This is a genomic window from Streptomyces sp. NPDC050619, assembly GCF_040654815.1.
GTDB lineage: Bacteria > Actinomycetota > Actinomycetes > Streptomycetales > Streptomycetaceae > Streptomyces.
Genome location: NZ_JBFAIR010000063.1, coordinates 1 through 17,092, shown reverse-complemented (window position 1 = coordinate 17,092; position 17,092 = coordinate 1). Strand labels below are relative to the sequence as shown.

Below are 17,092 nucleotides of genomic sequence, written 5' to 3'. Positions count from 1 at the left end.
GCCTGTTCCTTCGGTTTGTCTTTTCGTGCCTGGTGCTTCAGAGCCGTCCTGGCCTGTGGGTCTCTTGATTGTCAGTGGGAGCGGGTACTTTTTTGGCATGGGGAAGCAGACGGACCCGCACATTGTGTGGGACTGGAACGGCACGCTGTTCCACGACAATGACGCGATCATCGGGGCGACGAACGCGGCGTTCGCGGAGTTGGGGCTGGCGCCGATAACGATGGAGGAGTACCGGGCGCTGTACTGCGTGCCGGTGCCGAAGTTCTACGAGCGGCTGATGGGGCGGTTGCCGACCGATGCCGAGTGGGAGGTCATGGACGAGACCTTCCACCGGTACTACGCCGAGCACCGGGTGGCCTGTGGGCTCACCCAGGGGGCGGTGGACCTGCTCACCGGGTGGCGGTCGGCGGGGCGCAGTCAGTCGATTCTGAGCATGTATGTGCACGACGAACTCGTTCCGCTGGTGCGGGGGTTCGGGATCGAGGCGCATTTCATACGCGTCGACGGGCGGACCGGGCCCTCCGGGGGAAGCAAGGCCGAGCACATGGTGCGGCACCTGGCGGCGCTTGCCGGGGTGGATCCGGCTCGTACGGTGGTGATCGGGGACGCCGCAGATGATGCGGTGGCGGCGCGGCATGTGGGGGCGCGGGCGGTGCTGTACACCGGGGGGTCGCACAGCCGGACCAGCTTGGAGGAGGTCGGGGTGCCTGTGGTGGACACCTTGGCGGAGGCGGTTGTGGAGGCGGAGCGGTTGGCGGCGTGAGTGGGGCGGTGGTGTGAGCGTGGAGGTGGCTTGAGCGTGGAGGTGGCTTGAGCGTGGAGGTGGCTTGAGCGTGGAGGAGCGCGGCGCCTTGGGAGGCGCCGCGTCTTCTCGTTGGGCGTGCTGTCGGTGCTTTCAGCTCATGTCACCGGCGCCTTCGCCCGCAACACTGTCAGGAACTCGCGCATCCAGCCGGAGTGGTCCGGCCAGGCGCGGGAGGAGACCAGGGTGCCGTCGACCACCGCCTCGGCGTCCTGGAAGGTGGCGCCGGCGGCCTGCATGTCCAGTTCCAACGCGGGGTACGCCGTGACCCGGCGGCCACGCAGGCCGTCGATCGCGGCGGTGAGCAGGGGGCCGTGGCAGATCTGGGCGACGGGCTTGTCGGCGTCGAAGAAGGACTTGAGGATCTTGCGGAGTTCGAGGTCGTTGCGGAGGTACTCGGGGGCGCGGCCGCCGGGGATGACGAGGGCGGCGTACTGGCCGGGGTCGACCTCGGCGAAGGCCAGGTCGGCGGGCCAGGTGTAGCCGGGTTTTTCGGTGTAGGTGTCGAAGCCGGGTTCGAAGTCGTGGACGACGAACTGGAGCGTTTTGCGGGTGGGGGCGGCGATGTGGACGTCGTAGCCCTCTTCGCGGAGGCGTTGGTAGGGGTACAGGACCTCCAGTGACTCTGCTGCGTCGCCAGTGACGATGAGGATTTTTGCTGTCATGTCGGCAATGTGCATCCGGGAGGGGTGGGTTGCCAAGTGGTTGTGCGTCGGTGAAGGCGGTGTTGGTCGGTGGGCGGGGTCGGTTTTTTCTCGCCCCCGCCGCCCCTACCCGTCCCATCCCAGGGGCTCCGCCCCTTCGACCCCGCCAGGGGCTCCGCCCCCTGGACCCCCGCCGGGCCCCGGCGGGCCCTGTTCGGGGCTTCGCGTCTGTTCCTCCGCCTGGGGTTTGGTGCTGGTGTGCCTTGGCCGGGTCTTTTGGCGGGCCCTGTTCGGGGCTTCGTGTCCGTTCCTCCGCCTGGGGTTTGGTGCTCGTGTGCCTTGGCCGGGTCGTTGCCGGGCCCACTCCGGGGCTTCGCTCCTGTACCTCGCCCGGGGCTTCGCGCCTCCGCCGGGCCCCTGCCGGCCCCGTCCGGGGCTTCGCCCCTGTACCTCGCCCGGGGCTTCGCGCCCCCGCCGGGCCCCTGCCGCCCCCGTCCGAGGCTTCGCCGCCGCACCCCCGCGCGGGGCTCCGACCCTGCGCCGCCGCATCTCCGCCCGGGTGCTTTGCCCCCGCACCTCCGCCCGGGTTCTCCGCACCCCCGCCCCACCCCACCCCTCACCCCCACCCCTGACCCTCACCCCTGTGCAAAACGTCCTCCTGTGCAAAACGTCAAACTTCCACCCCCGGTTTTGTACACATACGGCTCATGACGGGCCCCCGGCAAGGAGCGATAGCCTTAGTGGCGTGATCAGCGCGATAGTTCGCGGGGGTACTCGTGCCCCTGCCCTGCGCCCGTGGTGCACGGACTACATCCGTGACCGGGTGGCGGTCGCTGGTCTTCGCGGGCGGGACGGGGGCGCAAGGGCCCCCTGGACGCCGTATACGCACTCGAAGCGGGTGGCGCAGAGATCAGCGTCACACCCTGTGTGCGTGTCGAGAATGGCCGATATCCCTCCGCTCATCTCACCCTGCGGCATAGCGTCGGAGCAGACCGGACACCCCGCGTCGCGGCGTTACGTCGGAGGGGAAGAGACCGAACTTCCTTCTACGTCACGCAACGGCGCGCGACAGGAGCCAGAGGACAATGCAGACCAAGCTGGACGAAGCCAAAGCCGAGCTGCTCGAACGGGCCGCCCGGGTAGCTGAGAACAGCCCGGCCGGGGGGCATCTTCACCTACCGACTGGGAAGACGGGCGAGAGCACTCCCGACCAGGACACCGTGCTCGCGTTCCTCCAGCGCTACTACCTGCACACCGCCCCGGAAGACCTCTCCGACCGCGACCCGGTCGACGTCTTCGGCGGAGCGCTCTCGCACTACCGACTGGCCGAGAACCGCCCACAGGGCACGGCCAATGTGCGGGTGCACACGCCCACCGTCGAGGAGAACGGGTGGACCTGCAGCCACTCCGTCGTCGAAGTCGTCACCGATGACATGCCGTTTCTTGTCGACTCCGTCACCAATGAGCTGACGCGGCAGGGGCGTGGCATCCACGTCGTCATTCATCCGCAGGTCGCCGTGCGGCGCGATGTCACCGGCCGGCTGATCGAGGTGCTCACCGCGCCTCCCGTCGGCGAGCCCGGCGAGCTGCCGCACGACACGCATGTCGAGTCCTGGATCCACGTCGAGATCGACCGCGAGACCGACCGCGGCGACCTCAAGCAGATCACCGCCGATCTGCTGCGCGTCCTGTCCGACGCCCGCGAGGCCGTCGAGGACTGGGAGAAGATGCGGGACGCGGCGCTGCGCATGGCCGACGAGCTGCCCAAGGAGCCCATCGCCTCCGACCTGCGCGAGCAGGAGATCGAGGAGGCCCGTGAGCTGCTGCGCTGGCTGGCCGACGACCACTTCACCTTCCTCGGCTATCGGGAGTACCGGCTCAGGGCGGACGACTCCCTCACGGCCGTCCCCGGCACCGGGCTCGGGATTCTGCGGTCCGATCCGCATCACGCCGAGGGCGACAGCCACCCCGTCAGCCCGTCCTTCGAGCGGCTGTCGGCCGATGCCCGGGCCAAGGCCCGTGAACACAAGCTGCTCGTGCTGACCAAGGCCAACAGCCGGTCCACCGTGCACCGGCCGTCGTACCTCGACTACGTCGGTGTCAAGAAGTTCGACGCGGATGGCAATGTCGTCGGCGAGCGGCGGTTTCTGGGGCTCTTCTCCTCCGCCGCCTACACCGAGTCCGTGCGTCGGGTGCCCGTCATCCGGCGCAAGGTCGAGGAGGTGCTGGAGCGTGCCGGGTTCTCGCCCAACAGCCACGACGGGCGCGATCTCCTCCAGATCCTGGAGACGTATCCGCGCGACGAGCTCTTCCAGACCCCGCCCGACGAGCTCCAGGCCATCGTCACGTCCGTGCTGTACCTCCAGGAGCGGAGGCGACTGCGGCTCTACCTGCGTCAGGACGAGTACGGGCGCTACTACTCCGCCCTCGTGTACCTGCCCCGGGACCGGTACACCACCGGTGTACGACTGCGGATCATCGACATCCTGAAGGAGGAACTCGGCGGCACCAGCGTCGACTTCACCGCCTGGAACACCGAGTCGATCCTCTCCCGGCTGCACTTCGTCGTCCGCGTCCCGCAGGGCACCGAACTTCCGCAGCTGTCCGACGCGGACAAGGAGCGCATCGAGGCGCGGCTGGTGGAGGCCGCGCGGTCGTGGGCCGACGGGTTCGGGGAGGCGCTGAACGCCGAGTTCGGCGAGGAGCGCGCCGCCGAGCTGCTGCGCCGCTACGGCAACGCCATCCCCGAGGGTTACAAGGCCGACCACAACCCGCGTTCCGCAGTCGCCGACCTCGCTCACCTCGAAGAGCTCAGCGAGGAGATCGACTTCTCGCTCAGCCTCTACGAGCCCGTGGGCGCGACCCCCGAGGAGCGCCGGTTCAAGATCTACCGCAAGGGCGAGTCCATCTCGCTGTCCGCCGTACTGCCGGTCCTCAACCGGCTCGGTGTCGAGGTGGTGGACGAGCGGCCGTACGAACTGCGCTGCTCGGACCACAGCGTCTCCTGGATCTACGACTTCGGCCTGCGCATGCCCCAGCCGAAGAGCGGGGCCGACGACCACCTCGGCGACGACGGCCGTGAGCGCTTCCAAGAGGCCTTCGCGGCCACCTGGACCGGCAAGGCGGAGAACGACGGCTTCAACGCCCTCGTGTTGAGCACCGGGCTGGACTGGCGCCAGGCGATGGTGCTGCGGGCGTACGCGAAGTATCTGCGCCAGGCGGGCTCGACGTTCAGCCAGGACTACATGGAGGACACCCTCCGAAACAACGTCCACACCACCCGGCTGCTCGTGTCGCTGTTCGAGGCGCGGATGTCGCCGGAGCGGCAGCGCGCCGGGCTGGAGATCGTCGACGCGCTCCTCGAGGAGCTCGACGCGGCCCTCGAACAGGTGGCGAGCCTCGACGAGGACCGGATCCTGCGGTCCTTCCTGACCGTCATCAAGGCGACCTTGCGCACGAACTTCTTCCAGGAGGCGGCGGGCGGCAAGTCGCACGACTACGTCTCCATGAAGTTCGACCCGCAGATGATCCCCGATCTGCCGGCGCCGCGGCCGGCGTTCGAGATCTGGGTCTACTCGCCGCGCGTCGAGGGTGTACACCTCAGGTTCGGCAAGGTCGCGCGCGGCGGGCTGCGCTGGTCCGACCGGCGTGAGGACTTCCGGACCGAGATCCTCGGTCTGGTCAAGGCGCAGATGGTGAAGAACACCGTCATCGTGCCGGTCGGCGCCAAGGGCGGGTTCGTCGCCAAGCAGCTGCCGGACCCGGCCGTCGACCGGGAGGCGTGGCTGGCGGAGGGCATCCGCAGCTACAAGACCTTCATCTCGGCGCTGCTCGACATCACCGACAACATGGTCGCGGGCGAGGTCGTCCCGCCGGCCGACGTCGTCCGGCACGACGAGGACGACACCTACCTCGTCGTCGCCGCCGACAAGGGCACCGCGACCTTCTCGGACATCGCCAACGAGGTCGCCGAGAACTACAACTTCTGGCTCGGCGACGCCTTCGCCTCCGGCGGCTCCGCCGGCTACGACCACAAGGGCATGGGCATCACCGCCCGCGGTGCCTGGGAGTCCGTCAAGCGGCACTTCCGGGAGCTGGGCGTCAACACGCAGGCCGAGGACTTCACGGTCGTCGGCATCGGCGACATGTCCGGTGACGTGTTCGGCAACGGCATGCTGCTCAGCGAGCACATCCGCCTGGTCGCCGCCTTCGACCACCGGCACATCTTCATCGACCCGAAGCCCGACGCGGCCACCTCCTACGCCGAGCGCCGCCGCGTCTTCGAGCTCCCGCGCTCCAGCTGGGCCGACTACGACACCGGTCTGATCTCCTCGGGCGGCGGCGTCTTCCCGCGCAGCGCCAAGGCGATCCCGGTCAACGCGCACATCCGCGCGGCCCTCGGCATCGAGGGCAAGGTCTCCAAGATGACCCCGGCCGACCTGATGAAGGCGATCCTCCAGGCGCCGGTGGACCTGCTGTGGAACGGCGGCATCGGTACGTACGTGAAGGCCTCGACCGAAACGCACGGCGACGTCGGCGACAAGGCCAACGACTCCATCCGCGTCGACGGCAAGGACCTCAGGGTCAGGGTCGTCGGCGAGGGCGGCAACCTCGGCCTCACCCAGCTGGGCCGGATCGAGTTCGCGCTGCACGGCGGCAAGATCAACACGGACGCCATCGACAACAGCGCGGGCGTGGACACCTCCGACCACGAGGTGAACATCAAGATCCTGCTCAACGGCCTGGTCGCGGACGGCGACATGACCGTCAAGCAGCGCAACAAGCTGCTCGCCGAGATGACCGACGAGGTCGGCCACCTGGTCCTGCGCAACAACTACGCGCAGAACACCGCCATCGCCAACGCGCTGGCCCAGTCCAAGGACATGCTCCACGCCCAGCAGCGCTACCTGCGCCATCTGGTCCGCGCGGGCCACCTCGACCGGGCACTGGAGTTCCTGCCCACCGACCGCCAGATCCGCGAGCGCCTCGGCGCCGCACAGGGCCTGACCAGTCCGGAAACGGCCGTCCTGCTGGCGTACACGAAGATCACGGTCGCCGAGGAGCTGCTGCACACCTCGCTGCCGGACGACCCCTACCTGCGCGGCCTGCTCCACACGTACTTCCCGGCCCCGCTGCGCGAACGGTTCGCCGAGCGCATCGACGGCCACCCGCTGCACCGCGAGATCACCACGACCGTCCTGGTCAACGACACGGTCAACACGGGCGGTACGACGTACCTGCACCGCCTGCGCGAGGAGACCGGCGCCTCGCTGGAGGAGATCGTGCGGGCGCAGACCGCGGCCCGCGCCATCTTCCGCTCCGGCGTCGTGTGGGACGCGGTCGAGGGTCTCGACAACCAGGCCGAGGCCGCCGTACTGACCCGGATCCGCCTGCACTCGCGCCGCCTGGTCGAGCGCGGCACGCGCTGGCTGCTCAACAACCGGCCGCAGCCGTTGCAGCTGGCCGAGACCGTCGAGTTCTTCGGTGACCGGGTCGAGCAGGTGTGGTCGCAGCTGCCGAAGCTGCTGCGGGGCGCCGACCTGGAGTGGTACCAGAAGATCTACGACGAGCTGACCGGCGCCGGCGTCCCGGACGAGCTGGTCACGCGCGTGGCCGGGTTCTCCGCCGCCTTCCCGACGCTCGACATCGTCTCGGTGGCCGACCGGATGGGCCGGGATCCGCTGGACGTCGCCGAGGTCTACTACGACCTCGCCGACCGCCTGCACATCACCCAGCTCATGGAGCGCATCGTCGAGCTGCCCCGCGCCGACCGCTGGCAGTCCATGGCCCGCGCCTCCATCCGCGAGGACCTGTACGCGGCCCACGCGGCGCTGACGGCGGACGTCCTCGCGGTGGGCAACGGCACCTCGACTCCCGAGCAGCGCTTCAAGGCCTGGCAGGAGAAGAACGCGCCGATCCTGAGCCGGGCGCGCACCACCCTGGACGAGATCCAGAGCTCGGAGACATTCGACCTGGCGAACCTGTCCGTGGCGATGCGGACCATGCGGACGCTGTTGCGGTCGCATTCGTAGGCGATACGCCATGGGGGGCGCCCCGGACCGTAATGGTTCGGGGCGCCCTCTTCTTGGCATGCCTTAGGCGGAATCGAGTGGGGGACTTACCGTTTCCGGCTAAGGCTTATGGGGTGACTGTGAATCTCTCCGAGAATCTCTTCGAGGAGCGCGCGGCCGCTCCTGTCCCGCCGGTGAAGCGAGTAGTCCTCGAAGTGGTGAACTTCGGGATGGTCGGCGGAAGCGGCGTCGCGGTTAATTTCCTGCTCTTCAACGTGCTGCTGCACAGCCTCGGGTGGCGGGCCATGACCGCGACGGTGCTGGCCAGCGTCGTCGCCATGGGCACCAATTACCTGGGCTTCCGCTATTTCACCTACCGCGACCGGGCGGCACGCACCCGACGCCAGATCGCGTTGTTCTTCGTCTTCAGCGGGCTCGGTGTGGTGATGGAAAGCGGCCTGTTCTACGTCGGATATCACGGCTTCGGATGGCAGGGGGCAATCGAATCGAATGCCGTCAAGGCGAGCTCGATCATCCTCGCCTCAGCTTTCCGTTTCCTCGTCTACCGCACCTGGGTCTTCCAGCGTGCGGAGGGCTGAGCGGTCCCCGGCCTTACGGGCGCCCGGCGGCCCGGGCCGCGCCTCACGAGGGAAGAGGCATCTTCGGCTTCGGTTGCGCGGCCTTCGGGGTGGGCTTGGGCTTCGCCTTGTCCGGGCCGCCGGTGAACATCTCGTACGCCTCCAGGACCTCCTCCGTCGGCCCGTCCATGCGCAGTTCGCCGCGCTCCAGCCACAGCACCCGGTCGCAGGTGTCGCGGATCGACTTGTTGCTGTGGCTGACCAGGAACACCGTGCCCGCGGTCTTGCGCAGTTCGCGGATGCGTTCCTCGGAACGCTTCTGGAAGGAACGGTCGCCCGTCGCCAGCGCCTCGTCGATCAGCAGGACGTCGTGGTCCTTGGCGGCGGCGATGGAGAAACGCAGGCGGGCCGCCATGCCGGAGGAGTACGTCCGCATCGGGAGGGTGATGAAGTCGCCCTTCTCGTTGATCCCCGAGAAGTCGACGATCTCCTGGTAGCGCTCCCTGACCTGCTCGCGGGACATGCCCATGGCCAGGCCGCCGAGGTAGACGTTGCGCTCGCCGGTCAGGTCGTTCATCAGGGCCGCGTTCACGCCGAGGAGGGAGGGCTGGCCTTCGGTGTAGATCCGGCCGTTCTCCACCGGGAGCAGGCCGGCGACCGCCTTGAGCAGCGTCGACTTGCCCGAGCCGTTGGTGCCGATCAGGCCGATCGCCTCGCCCTTGTACGCGATGAACGACACGTTCTTGACGGCGTGCACCGTGCGCACGCCCGCCGCCTGCTCGGTCTTCTTGCGGCGCACCATGCGGTTGAGGGCGGCGGTCGCGGAGCCGCGGCCGGCGCCGGTGCCGTTGACCCGGTAGACGATGTCGACGCCGTCGGCGATGACGGTGGGGGTCTTGTCGCCGGTGTAGAGGTTCTCGGTGTTGTCAGCCACGGCCGTACGTCTCCTCAGCCTTCCAGAAGTAGATGAAGCCGCCGACGCCGGCGAGCACCGCCCAGCCCACTGCGATCAGCCACACGTGGTGCGGCAGCTTGTCGGCGTGGAAGCTGTCGATCAGCGCGTAGCGCATCAGGTCGATGTAGACGGCGGGCGGGTTGGCCTGGAGTGTGGGACCGACCCAGGACGGCAGGCCGTTGTGCTTGCTGAGCAGGTGGTCGATGCTCCACATCACGCCCGAGATGTACATCCACGTGCGCAGGACGAACGGCATCAGCTGCGCGATGTCCGGCGTCTTCGCCCCCAGCCGCGCCATGATCATCGCGATGCCCGCGTTGAAGGTGAACTGAAGCACCAGCGCCGGGATCGCCAGCGCCCAGGACGCGGCCACCGGCACGCCGAAGCAGAGCAGGATCACGACCAGGGCGGCCATCGAGAACAGCAGCTGCTGGAGCTGCTGGAGCGCGAACGAGATCGGCAGCGCCGCCCGCGGGAAGTGCAGGGCCCGTACGAGGCCCAGGTTGCCGGAGATCGCCCGGGTGCCCGCCATGATCGAGCTCTGTGTGAACGTCCAGATGAACACGCCCGTCACCAGGAACGGGATGTAGTCCGGCACGCCCTTCTTGGTGTTCAGCAGCACACCGAAGATGAAGTAGTAGACCGCCGCGTTCAGCAGCGGGGTCATCACCTGCCAGATCTGGCCCAGCTTCGCCTGGCTGTACTGGGCGGTGAGCTTGGCGGTCGAGAAGGCGGCGATGAAGTGGCGCCGTGCCCACAGCGCGCGGACGTACTCGGGCAGTGAGGGGCGGGCGCCGCTGACCGAGAGGCCGTTGCGGGCGGCGAGGGCTGCGAGGTCGTCGTCGGCGGGGGCCGTCGTCGGGGGCGGTGTGTGGAGGACCTGGCTCACATCCGCTGCTTTCGTTCGGGGGGTGGGGGTCATGCGTGGTGCTCGTGCGGCCGACGGGTCTGTTGTCCCGGCGTTTCCTTACACGTCTCTTCACGTTTTCTTACGTCGGGACGGGACCGTATCGTCGCAACGTGAGCGTAGGCCGAATGGACGTCGGAACGCAACCGTTTCGTCGTGACGGGTTCGGTGGGGACGGAACGGTAGCGTCCTGACGGGATCTGTGGGGGCGGAACGGTAGCGTCGTAACGGATCCCGTCGGGACGGGACCGTTTCGTCGTAACGCCCTATGCTGGTCCGCATGACGACGAACGCCGACGAGCCTCAGACGCGTCCGCGCCGCCGAGCCCCCGCCGGAGCCGCCGTGCTCCGGGAAGATGTGACGGAGGCCATCCGGGCGGCCGTCTTCGAGGAGCTCGCGGCCGTCGGCTACGCGCGGATGTCCATCGAGGGGATCGCGCGCCGCGCGGGCGTGGGCAAGACCGCCGTGTACCGCCGCTGGCGCTCCAAGCTGCACCTCGTCCTCGACGTCGTCTCGGCGATCGCGGTGATGGGCCTGCCGGTGCCGGACACCGGTTCCCTGGAGGGCGACCTGCGGCTGCTGTACGAGGTGACCTCCCGCGCCCTGCGCCACCCCGTGGCCTCGCAGATCATCCCCGACCTCCAGGCCGAGGCGGCCCGTAACCCGGAGATCGCCGAGGCCATGCAGAAGACGCTGCGGGAGGGCCAGGAGGGCGTGGCCTTCAAGATCGTGACGGCGGCGTCGCTGCGCGGCGAGGTCGGCGAGGACATCGACGAGGACCTGGCCCTGGACCTGATCTCGGGCCCGTTGTACTGGCGCTCGGTGGTGATCCGCAGTCCGAAGCTCCCGAAGGGGTATCTCGGGGCCCTGGCGCGGGCCACGGCGGAGGCGCTCAAGGCGCTGTGAGGGCGCTGTGAGCCGGCGGCGCCGTGGCTTGTGAGGGTTGCGCGGGCGCGTAGAGGAATCCCGCCGTCCTCGTAGGAGTATGGGTTCCATGAGACTCGTGATCGCCGAGGACAACGCCCTGCTGCGCGAAGGACTCGTCCTCCTGCTGACCTCGGCCGGACACGACGTGGTGGCCGTCGTCGGCACCGGTCCCGAGGTCGTGCCGGCGTTGCTGGAGCACCGGCCGGATGTGGCCGTGCTGGATGTGCGGATGCCGCCGGGGTTCCGTGACGAGGGGCTGCGTGCGGCGCTGGAGGCGCGTAAGGAGATTCCCGGGCTGCCGGTGCTGGTGCTCTCGCAGTATGTCGAGGAGTCGTACGCCGCTGAGTTGCTGGGTGGTGGGAGCAGTGGTGTCGGTTATCTGCTCAAGGACCGGGTGGGTCGGGTGGATGAGTTCCTCGACGCGCTGGAGCGGGTCGCGGGTGGGGGGACCGCTCTCGATCCTGAGGTGGTGACCGAGTTGCTGTCCCGGCGGCGGGACACTCCGCTGGACTCGCTCACTCCGCGGGAGCGGGAGGTGCTGAAGCTGATGGCGGAGGGGCACGACAACGCGACCATCGCCAAGACCCTCGTCGTCACCGAGCGCGCGGTCCACAAGCACATCGGCAACGTCTTTCTGAAGCTGGGGCTGCCGGTGAGTGACAGCGGGCACCGCAGGGTGCTGGCGGTGCTGACGTATGTGAACAACGTGTAGGTGGGTTCAGGGAGGCTGCTGTCAGCCGGTGCTGCTGGGCGCGGGCCCAGCAGACGGAACGCTTGAGCGCGCACGGCGCCCGAGTCGTCGACCAGCGCCAGGGACCGCTGCCGCGGTACGGCCCGTACGGCGGCACCTCAGGGCGTGGCACCCCAAGATGCCGGGACGCCCGCACGACGCTTCGCGGCGGTCGCGGTCCGGCCCGGGGAGCACGCGGTTCGGTCCGACGCAAGGTGCGGCTGGTCCTGGGCTGCGGATATCTCTCCTCAGGGTGGTTCGGAGCCCCTCATGCGCGTTGCCGGGGCATCTGGGCCGCCGACCCCATGGTGATGAGTGGACACGGAAATCAGCGTCGGTTCAACGCGTGTGTTCGGGGAGTGTTCGTTCTTGCAGTGCGTGGAGAAGGGCTGTTCCGTCAGGAGAGCCGAGTCCGGTGTTCGGGTCCCATCCCGGGGCTGCGGCGTAAGCGCCGTTGTCTCCAGCAGCCACGTCCCTGAAGCCAGGGGTGACGTTGCCGGGCACCAGGTCCTGGTAGATGAGCGGTTGCAGCAGGCCGAGAGGTCGTCCCAGAGCCTGGGCCAGGCGGCACACCAGTGCCGCCCACAGGGGGGTAGCCGGACTCGTTCCACCGACGAAGCCGGTGTTTCCATTCATGAAGATCTGATAACCCGTCATACCGTCTGCGTTGGCAGCGACATCGGGGACTCCTCGGCCCTTCTTCGTCGTCCCGAACCGGTTGGGGACCCCGGCCTGTGCCTGCCAGGACGGCAGGTCGAACAGGTTACTGACCCCACCACCGGTCGCCCGGCCGGCACCGGTGTTCCACGCTGTCTCGGAGTGAATGGTGTCTGTGCTCGGATCGGCGATCAGCGTCGTGCCACCGACCGCCAGTACGTGGGGGCTTGAGGCGGGATAGTTGACGTGGGAACCACCGTCGTGCTCATCGTTTCCGCTGCCTGCGTCGCCGCTGGCTGCGCATACGGTGATTCCCAGAGCCGCCGCTTCCATGAAGAGATCTTCCATCGCGGCGACGAAATGCTCGGAGTTGGACTTCTCGGACGAGCCCCAGCTGAGGCTGATGGCTGTAGGCGCTGGGGTGGCGTGGACAGCGGTCCGCAAGGCGTTGAGTATGCCGGAGTCCGTATTGGGCGCGAAGTAGTTGACCAGCTGGGCTCCTGGGGCCAGTGAGCCGGCGACCTGTACATCGAGAACGGCCTCGATATCGGCTGGACTCGGGGCTTCGGTGGCGGGTCCGGGCGCATTGCCTGTCCCATCGATTCCAACAGTACGGATGGCTGGTGTTTGCAGCCCCAGCTGGGCGAAGTATTCGTCGATGTCCCGTTGCCGCCAGCCACCGGTGACAGAGATGACCGCCAGCGTCTGACCGCTGCCATCGGTGTCGCCAGGGAAGGAGTACAGACTGCCCAGCTCCGGCGGCGTGTACACGATCTGCGGTCGGCCGGCGAGCGAACGAAACAGGGGAATCGCGCGCGGCGTCGTACCCAAGCCGAAGACGGAGAGCACCACACCGTCCAGCTCGACGGGTAGGCGCAACTCGCCATGTCCACGGTATGCAACTCGCGATCCGCCGAGCGGGTCGTCGGCCTCGAAGTGCGTAATCCTTGCGTCGAAGACCTCAGCCACCGTCGCAAGCGGTCCCTTCACCACCACGCGGCGTGAGGCGGCGTCGGCGCTGGCAACCCGCAGCCCCAGCCGCTCCATGACTTTTCCCGTCAGGGTGATATCAGCCGGGTCCGGACCGTATCCATCAGCCAACTCGTCGCGTGTGATGCTTTCCAGGCCCCTCACGAGGCTGGCCGGAATTCCGCGGCGTCGGCGAACCAACAACACCAAATCTACTATTTCTGACATGTCCGGTAGGGCGTCCACGGTTTCTGCGCCTGCGTGCACCCTGTCAGCGCTCCCGGGCAACAAGACCTTCTGTGACCCATTCATTCCAGTTCCTCTGTCTATGCACATGCGAAGTTGTGGATCTACATAGATATACGGACGGTTCAGGGTCTTGGTTCCTCTGGAAGCCCCGAACTCGACAGTGATGCGGTGCCGTTCGAGTGCGGCCTCGGAGAGCAGAAGGGTTCTCAGTGGCAAACCTGGTCTACAAGCGGGTGTCCACCGACCGATCAGCAGTCGACCGCAGGCAGAACTTCGTCCTGAACGAGGCCAGGATCCAGGACCCGGTCGTCTTTGCGGAGGACCCGGGTACCACCAGCCGCCTCCACCCGCTCCAGCGCCCGAAGTTCCGCGAGCTGCTGACGTACGCGCGGTCGGGCGACACCGCGCACACCTCCGAGATGTTCCGTAAGCCCGTGACGCTTCTTGATGGCTGCGGTACGACGTCGTCATGCGATACGCCCATGGTGGCGGGCTCACGTCCGATGAGCAGGAGAAGCGGGAGCGGGTGTGTCTTCAGGCGGCCGAGGGGTTCGCTCGTGGCGAGAAGACCGAGGCCGTCGCGAGGGGGCTTCGGGTGACGTCCCGGTCGGTGCGGCGCCGGCGGCGGGTGTGGGAGGAGGGCGGTGCGGACACTCTGCGCTCGAAGAGGCCCGCCTCGGTGGAGCGGCTGAGCCCCGGGCAGTGGGAGCGGCTGGAGCGGGAGTTGAAGCGCGGCCCCTCGCGCACGGCGGGGACGACGAGTTCCAGGATTGGACGCTGAAGCGGGTCAAGCTGCTGATCGGGCGGATGTTCCACGTCGGGTACACCATCCCGGGCGTGTGGAAGCTGCTACGGCGGCACGGCCCAGGTGCCCCTGCGGCGGGCGATCGAACGCGACGACGAGGCGATCGAGGTGTGCAAGGCCGAGGTGTGGCCGCGGGTGAAAGGACCGTGGTCCACCTGGGCGCCCGCATCTGCTTCGAGGACGAGGCAGGCCAGGGGCTGAGGCCGCCGAAGGGACGCACCTGGGCACCGCGTGGAGCCCGTCCGGTGGTGCGGGTGCGCGGCCGTAACCGGGGACGGGTCAACTTCGCCGGCGTGGCTTGCTACCACGCCGGACACCGCTCCCGGTTCTTCTTCAAGTGCACCGGTGTTGAACCCGGCCGAGGGGATCTGGTCGCTCCTGCAAGCGGCACCTGGCCGACTTCGCCGTCGCCGACTCCAGCCACCGGCCTGGCATGGTTCACAACGCGATCAGATCACCTGACTCAGCGATCCCCTGAGTTCTCGTTCAGATACTTTTGGTAAATATTGCCATTCCCCAAATCGCCGTTCATCAGCCGCGTCTTACCGTCAGGCCGCTTCGTAACGGAGTGCCATGCCGTGTACGGGGAAACGGAGAAGCTGATCTTAAATTCTGATTCTGTTTGATCAGTCTTCCACCACCAGCCGCTGTTGTGGCAGTCTCCGCTCGAGATTATGTCACCCTCATCGTATTTTGTCGCAACGCCATTCTGGTTCAGCCCATCGATGCTGTACTGCATATCCGAGCGCGCATCATTGCAGATCATCATCTGGACGGCGGGGTAAGTCGCGGCCTGTGCCGTACCGGACATGGCCAGGCCGGTGATGCTGGCGGAAGCGAGAGCGACTGTCATTGCCTTGTGCAAAATCTTGGTCATTTACGCATGCCTCTCTGCTGGATGATCCAGGTTTTCTTGGGGGGTGGCGGCGTGAAATGGGCGGCCTGTGGCGCTTTCTCGGGCTTGAGTGGCCCATCATGACGAAATGATGACGCATTACTTCTTGAAACGTCAAGTACCCCTGTTGTGGGCCCACTTGAAAGAGCGTGGATTGGCTAGGGGGTGCTCGAAGGGGGATGTCACTCCCTGCTTTTGACGGAGTTTCAATAAAGGATGTGTCAAATAAGTGCGTGTTTCGGTACTGAGCGTGTGTGTCGGTGCGGAGAGTGCGGCCAATCGATGCGTGATGTGCAGATGCGGGGTGGAGTCGAGAGCGGCAGCACCCGGTTCCCCTTCTCGGAAATCGTGTCTCCCCGGCAAGCGCGCCCCCTGGAGAACCGGTGCGGGTGTGATCGTGCACTCCCGGCAGGTCCGTGAAATCGCGGCGCCTTCGGCGTGCCCCGGATCTCGGCCGGCTTGGTGCGCGTGGCGGCCGGCACGGACAACAGCGAGAAGATTGACGCCTTCCTCACGGAGGTGTCTCAGGGCGGCCCCGTTTTCATGGACCGGTACACCGGGCGGTACTACGTCCTCGTACCGGCGAGCACCGGGCAGCGCCGCGAGTGGACCTCACGCCGTGACCCGGAGGCGGAGTTCCTCGGCCGTGGCTGCTTCCTCGGTGTGCCGCGGACCGACGCCACCATGCCGGAGCGCGTGCGCTCGTACTGGTGCGTCCCGATGGACGTCCCGGCGCCCTCGCCGTCCCGGATGCGGTGTCTCAGCTCCGCGGGTTCGCCCGGTTTCGGCGGGCGCAGGCGGAGAGGGAAGCCGATGTATCACGAGGGCGCCCCTATCCGGGCTGCGGAGGAGGGGGATCGCGATGGTTGCAGTGACGGTTGACGCAGCCACCCGGCTACTGAGCCGACGGTCCTCCAGCGATCACGAGACGCTGGGGATGCTCCTCGCCGTAACGAGCGCAGGCAGGGCTACCTACAGCTGCCGTAACCTCGCTGAGCAGCCCGCGCACCATCGCCCGCAGGTTCTCCCCGGAGGCCGGGTGCGCGAACTGGACTTCGTCCCGGTCAGCCACGTCCCGAACACGATCAACGGCGCCGAGCACTACGGCGCGCTGGGGCTCTCGCTCCGGCGACCCTCTGCCGCCTGGGGCTGACCTCGACAACTGCAAGAGCACTCGTCAGAGTTGAGCTGAACACCGGAGAACGGCGGCACGTGAGAACGGGTATGAAGTCCTCACTCTCCGGGTCGCCCCGATCAGCCGCGCCTGGTCCGTCGCGGCTCGGATGGCTGGACGCGTTGCGCGGCATCGCGGCGCTCGTCGTGGTGTTCGACCACTCGTCGTACTCCTTCATGGCGGAGTTCCGACGGGAGCTGATGCCGGAGTTCAACACCAGCCGCTACGGCATCCTGGTGTTCTTCCTGGTCAGCGGTTACATCATCCCCGCATCGCTGGAACGCCGGGGCTGCGTGAGGACCTTCTGGATCGGCCGCGTGTTCCGCATCTACCCACTGTGGGCGGCCGTCGTCACCGGCTTACTGGCGGCCGGGGCGCTGGGCGTGGCAGAGATCCGGGACTTCGGCGGACAGAGCGTCGCCTCGGTGGCCGCGGCCCATCTCACCCTGCTCCAGGAGCTGTTGGGAACACCCAATCTCCTGCTCGTCCTGTGGACACTCTCGTACGAGATGGCCTTCTACCTGCTGGTCGTCGCCCTCTTCACGGTCCGCCTGCACCGGCGGTCCGCCGCGGTCGCCGTCACCCTGGCGGCGCTCGCCGCCCTGAGCGTGGCGGCGGGGTTCGTGCTGCCGGTCTCCGCCCTCTCCGACGCGCTGGGCACCGGCCCGCTGATCGCGCTCGCCTCGGTCGTGATGGTGGTAGCCGTCTGCTGCGCGAGCACCGGGTCGGCCGCGCTGCGGGTGTTCGGGGGGGGGGGGGGGGGCGGGGCGGGGGTCTCGCCCTTGCCC

At 67.8% G+C, this 17,092-nt stretch carries 15 protein-coding genes; 9 read left to right on the top strand and 6 right to left on the bottom strand.

What is annotated here, in order from left to right:
• Positions 1–97: 97 nt before the first annotated feature.
• Complete coding sequence (locus AB0I77_RS50435; RefSeq protein WP_363289752.1) at positions 98–763, top strand: HAD family hydrolase; 666 nt, start codon at positions 98–100, stop codon at positions 761–763.
• A 137-nt stretch (positions 764–900) separates the two neighbouring features.
• On the opposite strand, the gene AB0I77_RS50430 is transcribed toward AB0I77_RS50435, so the two are convergent.
• A complete protein-coding gene (locus AB0I77_RS50430) occupies positions 901–1,467 on the bottom strand; it encodes a DJ-1/PfpI family protein (RefSeq protein ID WP_363289751.1) in 567 nt (188 codons plus the stop codon).
• 1,064 nt (positions 1,468–2,531) lie between these two features.
• On the opposite strand from AB0I77_RS50430, the gene AB0I77_RS50425 reads away from it, so the two are divergent.
• Positions 2,532–7,478 carry an NAD-glutamate dehydrogenase gene (locus AB0I77_RS50425; protein ID WP_363289750.1) on the top strand — a complete coding sequence of 1,649 codons (4,947 nt, stop codon included), beginning with the start codon at positions 2,532–2,534 and terminating at the stop codon, positions 7,476–7,478.
• 119 nt (positions 7,479–7,597) lie between these two features.
• Entirely contained in the window at positions 7,598–8,056 is a 459-nt protein-coding gene (locus AB0I77_RS50420) for a GtrA family protein (RefSeq protein WP_363289749.1), read from the top strand.
• 43 nt (positions 8,057–8,099) lie between these two features.
• Here AB0I77_RS50420 and AB0I77_RS50415 read toward each other — a convergent pair whose 3' ends face one another.
• Positions 8,100–8,969, bottom strand: coding sequence for an ABC transporter ATP-binding protein (locus AB0I77_RS50415; RefSeq protein WP_363289748.1), 870 nt, complete (start codon positions 8,967–8,969; stop codon positions 8,100–8,102).
• Entirely contained in the window at positions 8,962–9,879 is a 918-nt protein-coding gene (locus tag AB0I77_RS50410; RefSeq protein WP_363289747.1) for an ABC transporter permease, read from the bottom strand. Before AB0I77_RS50410 ends, AB0I77_RS50415 begins: the two co-directional genes overlap by 8 nt.
• A gap of 298 nt (positions 9,880–10,177) precedes the next feature.
• Between AB0I77_RS50410 and AB0I77_RS50405 the strand changes: the two genes are divergently transcribed.
• Positions 10,178–10,804: a TetR/AcrR family transcriptional regulator gene (locus AB0I77_RS50405; RefSeq protein ID WP_363289746.1), complete on the top strand. Its 627-nt coding sequence runs from the start codon at positions 10,178–10,180 to the stop codon at positions 10,802–10,804.
• A gap of 88 nt (positions 10,805–10,892) precedes the next feature.
• Positions 10,893–11,537 (top strand): response regulator transcription factor, encoded by a 645-nt coding sequence (locus tag AB0I77_RS50400; RefSeq protein ID WP_363289745.1) that lies wholly within the window; start codon positions 10,893–10,895, stop codon positions 11,535–11,537.
• Positions 11,538–11,894: 357 nt separating this feature from the next.
• Here AB0I77_RS50400 and AB0I77_RS50395 read toward each other — a convergent pair whose 3' ends face one another.
• Together AB0I77_RS50395 and AB0I77_RS50390 are read right to left on the bottom strand one after the other, a co-directional pair.
• Positions 11,895–13,409 carry a S53 family peptidase gene (locus AB0I77_RS50395; RefSeq protein ID WP_363289744.1) on the bottom strand — a complete coding sequence of 505 codons (1,515 nt, stop codon included), beginning with the start codon at positions 13,407–13,409 and terminating at the stop codon, positions 11,895–11,897.
• A 555-nt stretch (positions 13,410–13,964) separates the two neighbouring features.
• The gene (locus tag AB0I77_RS50390) at positions 13,965–14,246 is read right to left on the bottom strand and encodes a hypothetical protein (RefSeq protein ID WP_363289743.1); all 282 of its coding nucleotides are present in this window, start codon (positions 14,244–14,246) and stop codon (positions 13,965–13,967) included.
• Between AB0I77_RS50390 and AB0I77_RS50385 the strand changes: the two genes are divergently transcribed.
• On the top strand, positions 14,238–14,738 hold the full coding sequence (locus AB0I77_RS50385; protein ID WP_363289742.1) for a hypothetical protein: 501 nt from the start codon (positions 14,238–14,240) through the stop codon (positions 14,736–14,738). The genes AB0I77_RS50390 and AB0I77_RS50385 overlap by 9 nt on opposite strands.
• Here the strand turns inward: AB0I77_RS50385 and AB0I77_RS50380 are convergent.
• The gene (locus AB0I77_RS50380) at positions 14,699–15,112 is read right to left on the bottom strand and encodes a hypothetical protein (RefSeq protein ID WP_363289741.1); all 414 of its coding nucleotides are present in this window, start codon (positions 15,110–15,112) and stop codon (positions 14,699–14,701) included. The genes AB0I77_RS50385 and AB0I77_RS50380 overlap by 40 nt on opposite strands.
• A gap of 456 nt (positions 15,113–15,568) precedes the next feature.
• Here AB0I77_RS50380 and AB0I77_RS50375 point away from each other — a divergent pair, with 456 nt between their 5' ends.
• From AB0I77_RS50375 to AB0I77_RS50365, 3 genes are all read left to right on the top strand, one after another.
• Positions 15,569–16,012: a hypothetical protein gene (locus AB0I77_RS50375; RefSeq protein ID WP_363289740.1), complete on the top strand. Its 444-nt coding sequence runs from the start codon at positions 15,569–15,571 to the stop codon at positions 16,010–16,012.
• Positions 16,002–16,283, top strand: a complete 282-nt coding sequence (locus AB0I77_RS50370; protein ID WP_363289739.1) for a hypothetical protein — start codon at positions 16,002–16,004, stop codon at positions 16,281–16,283. Before AB0I77_RS50375 ends, AB0I77_RS50370 begins: the two co-directional genes overlap by 11 nt.
• A 71-nt stretch (positions 16,284–16,354) precedes the next feature.
• Positions 16,355–17,092, top strand: a 738-nt coding sequence (locus tag AB0I77_RS50365) for an acyltransferase family protein (protein ID WP_363289738.1), incomplete at its 3' end; no start/stop codon positions are given.

What these genes read in the sequence shown, in the direction of transcription:
- AB0I77_RS50435 (WP_363289752.1), top strand. Translation starts at nt 98, where the DNA reads ATGGGGAAGCAGACGGACCCGCACATTGTGTGGGACTGGAACGGCACG.
- AB0I77_RS50430 (WP_363289751.1), bottom strand. Translation starts at nt 1,467, where the DNA reads ATGACAGCAAAAATCCTCATCGTCACTGGCGACGCAGCAGAGTCACTG.
- AB0I77_RS50425 (WP_363289750.1), top strand. Translation starts at nt 2,532, where the DNA reads ATGCAGACCAAGCTGGACGAAGCCAAAGCCGAGCTGCTCGAACGGGCC.
- AB0I77_RS50405 (WP_363289746.1), top strand. Translation starts at nt 10,178, where the DNA reads ATGACGACGAACGCCGACGAGCCTCAGACGCGTCCGCGCCGCCGAGCC.
- AB0I77_RS50400 (WP_363289745.1), top strand. Translation starts at nt 10,893, where the DNA reads ATGAGACTCGTGATCGCCGAGGACAACGCCCTGCTGCGCGAAGGACTC.
- AB0I77_RS50395 (WP_363289744.1), bottom strand. Translation starts at nt 13,409, where the DNA reads ATGTCAGAAATAGTAGATTTGGTGTTGTTGGTTCGCCGACGCCGCGGA.
- AB0I77_RS50385 (WP_363289742.1), top strand. Translation starts at nt 14,238, where the DNA reads ATGTTCCACGTCGGGTACACCATCCCGGGCGTGTGGAAGCTGCTACGG.
- AB0I77_RS50380 (WP_363289741.1), bottom strand. Translation starts at nt 15,112, where the DNA reads ATGACCAAGATTTTGCACAAGGCAATGACAGTCGCTCTCGCTTCCGCC.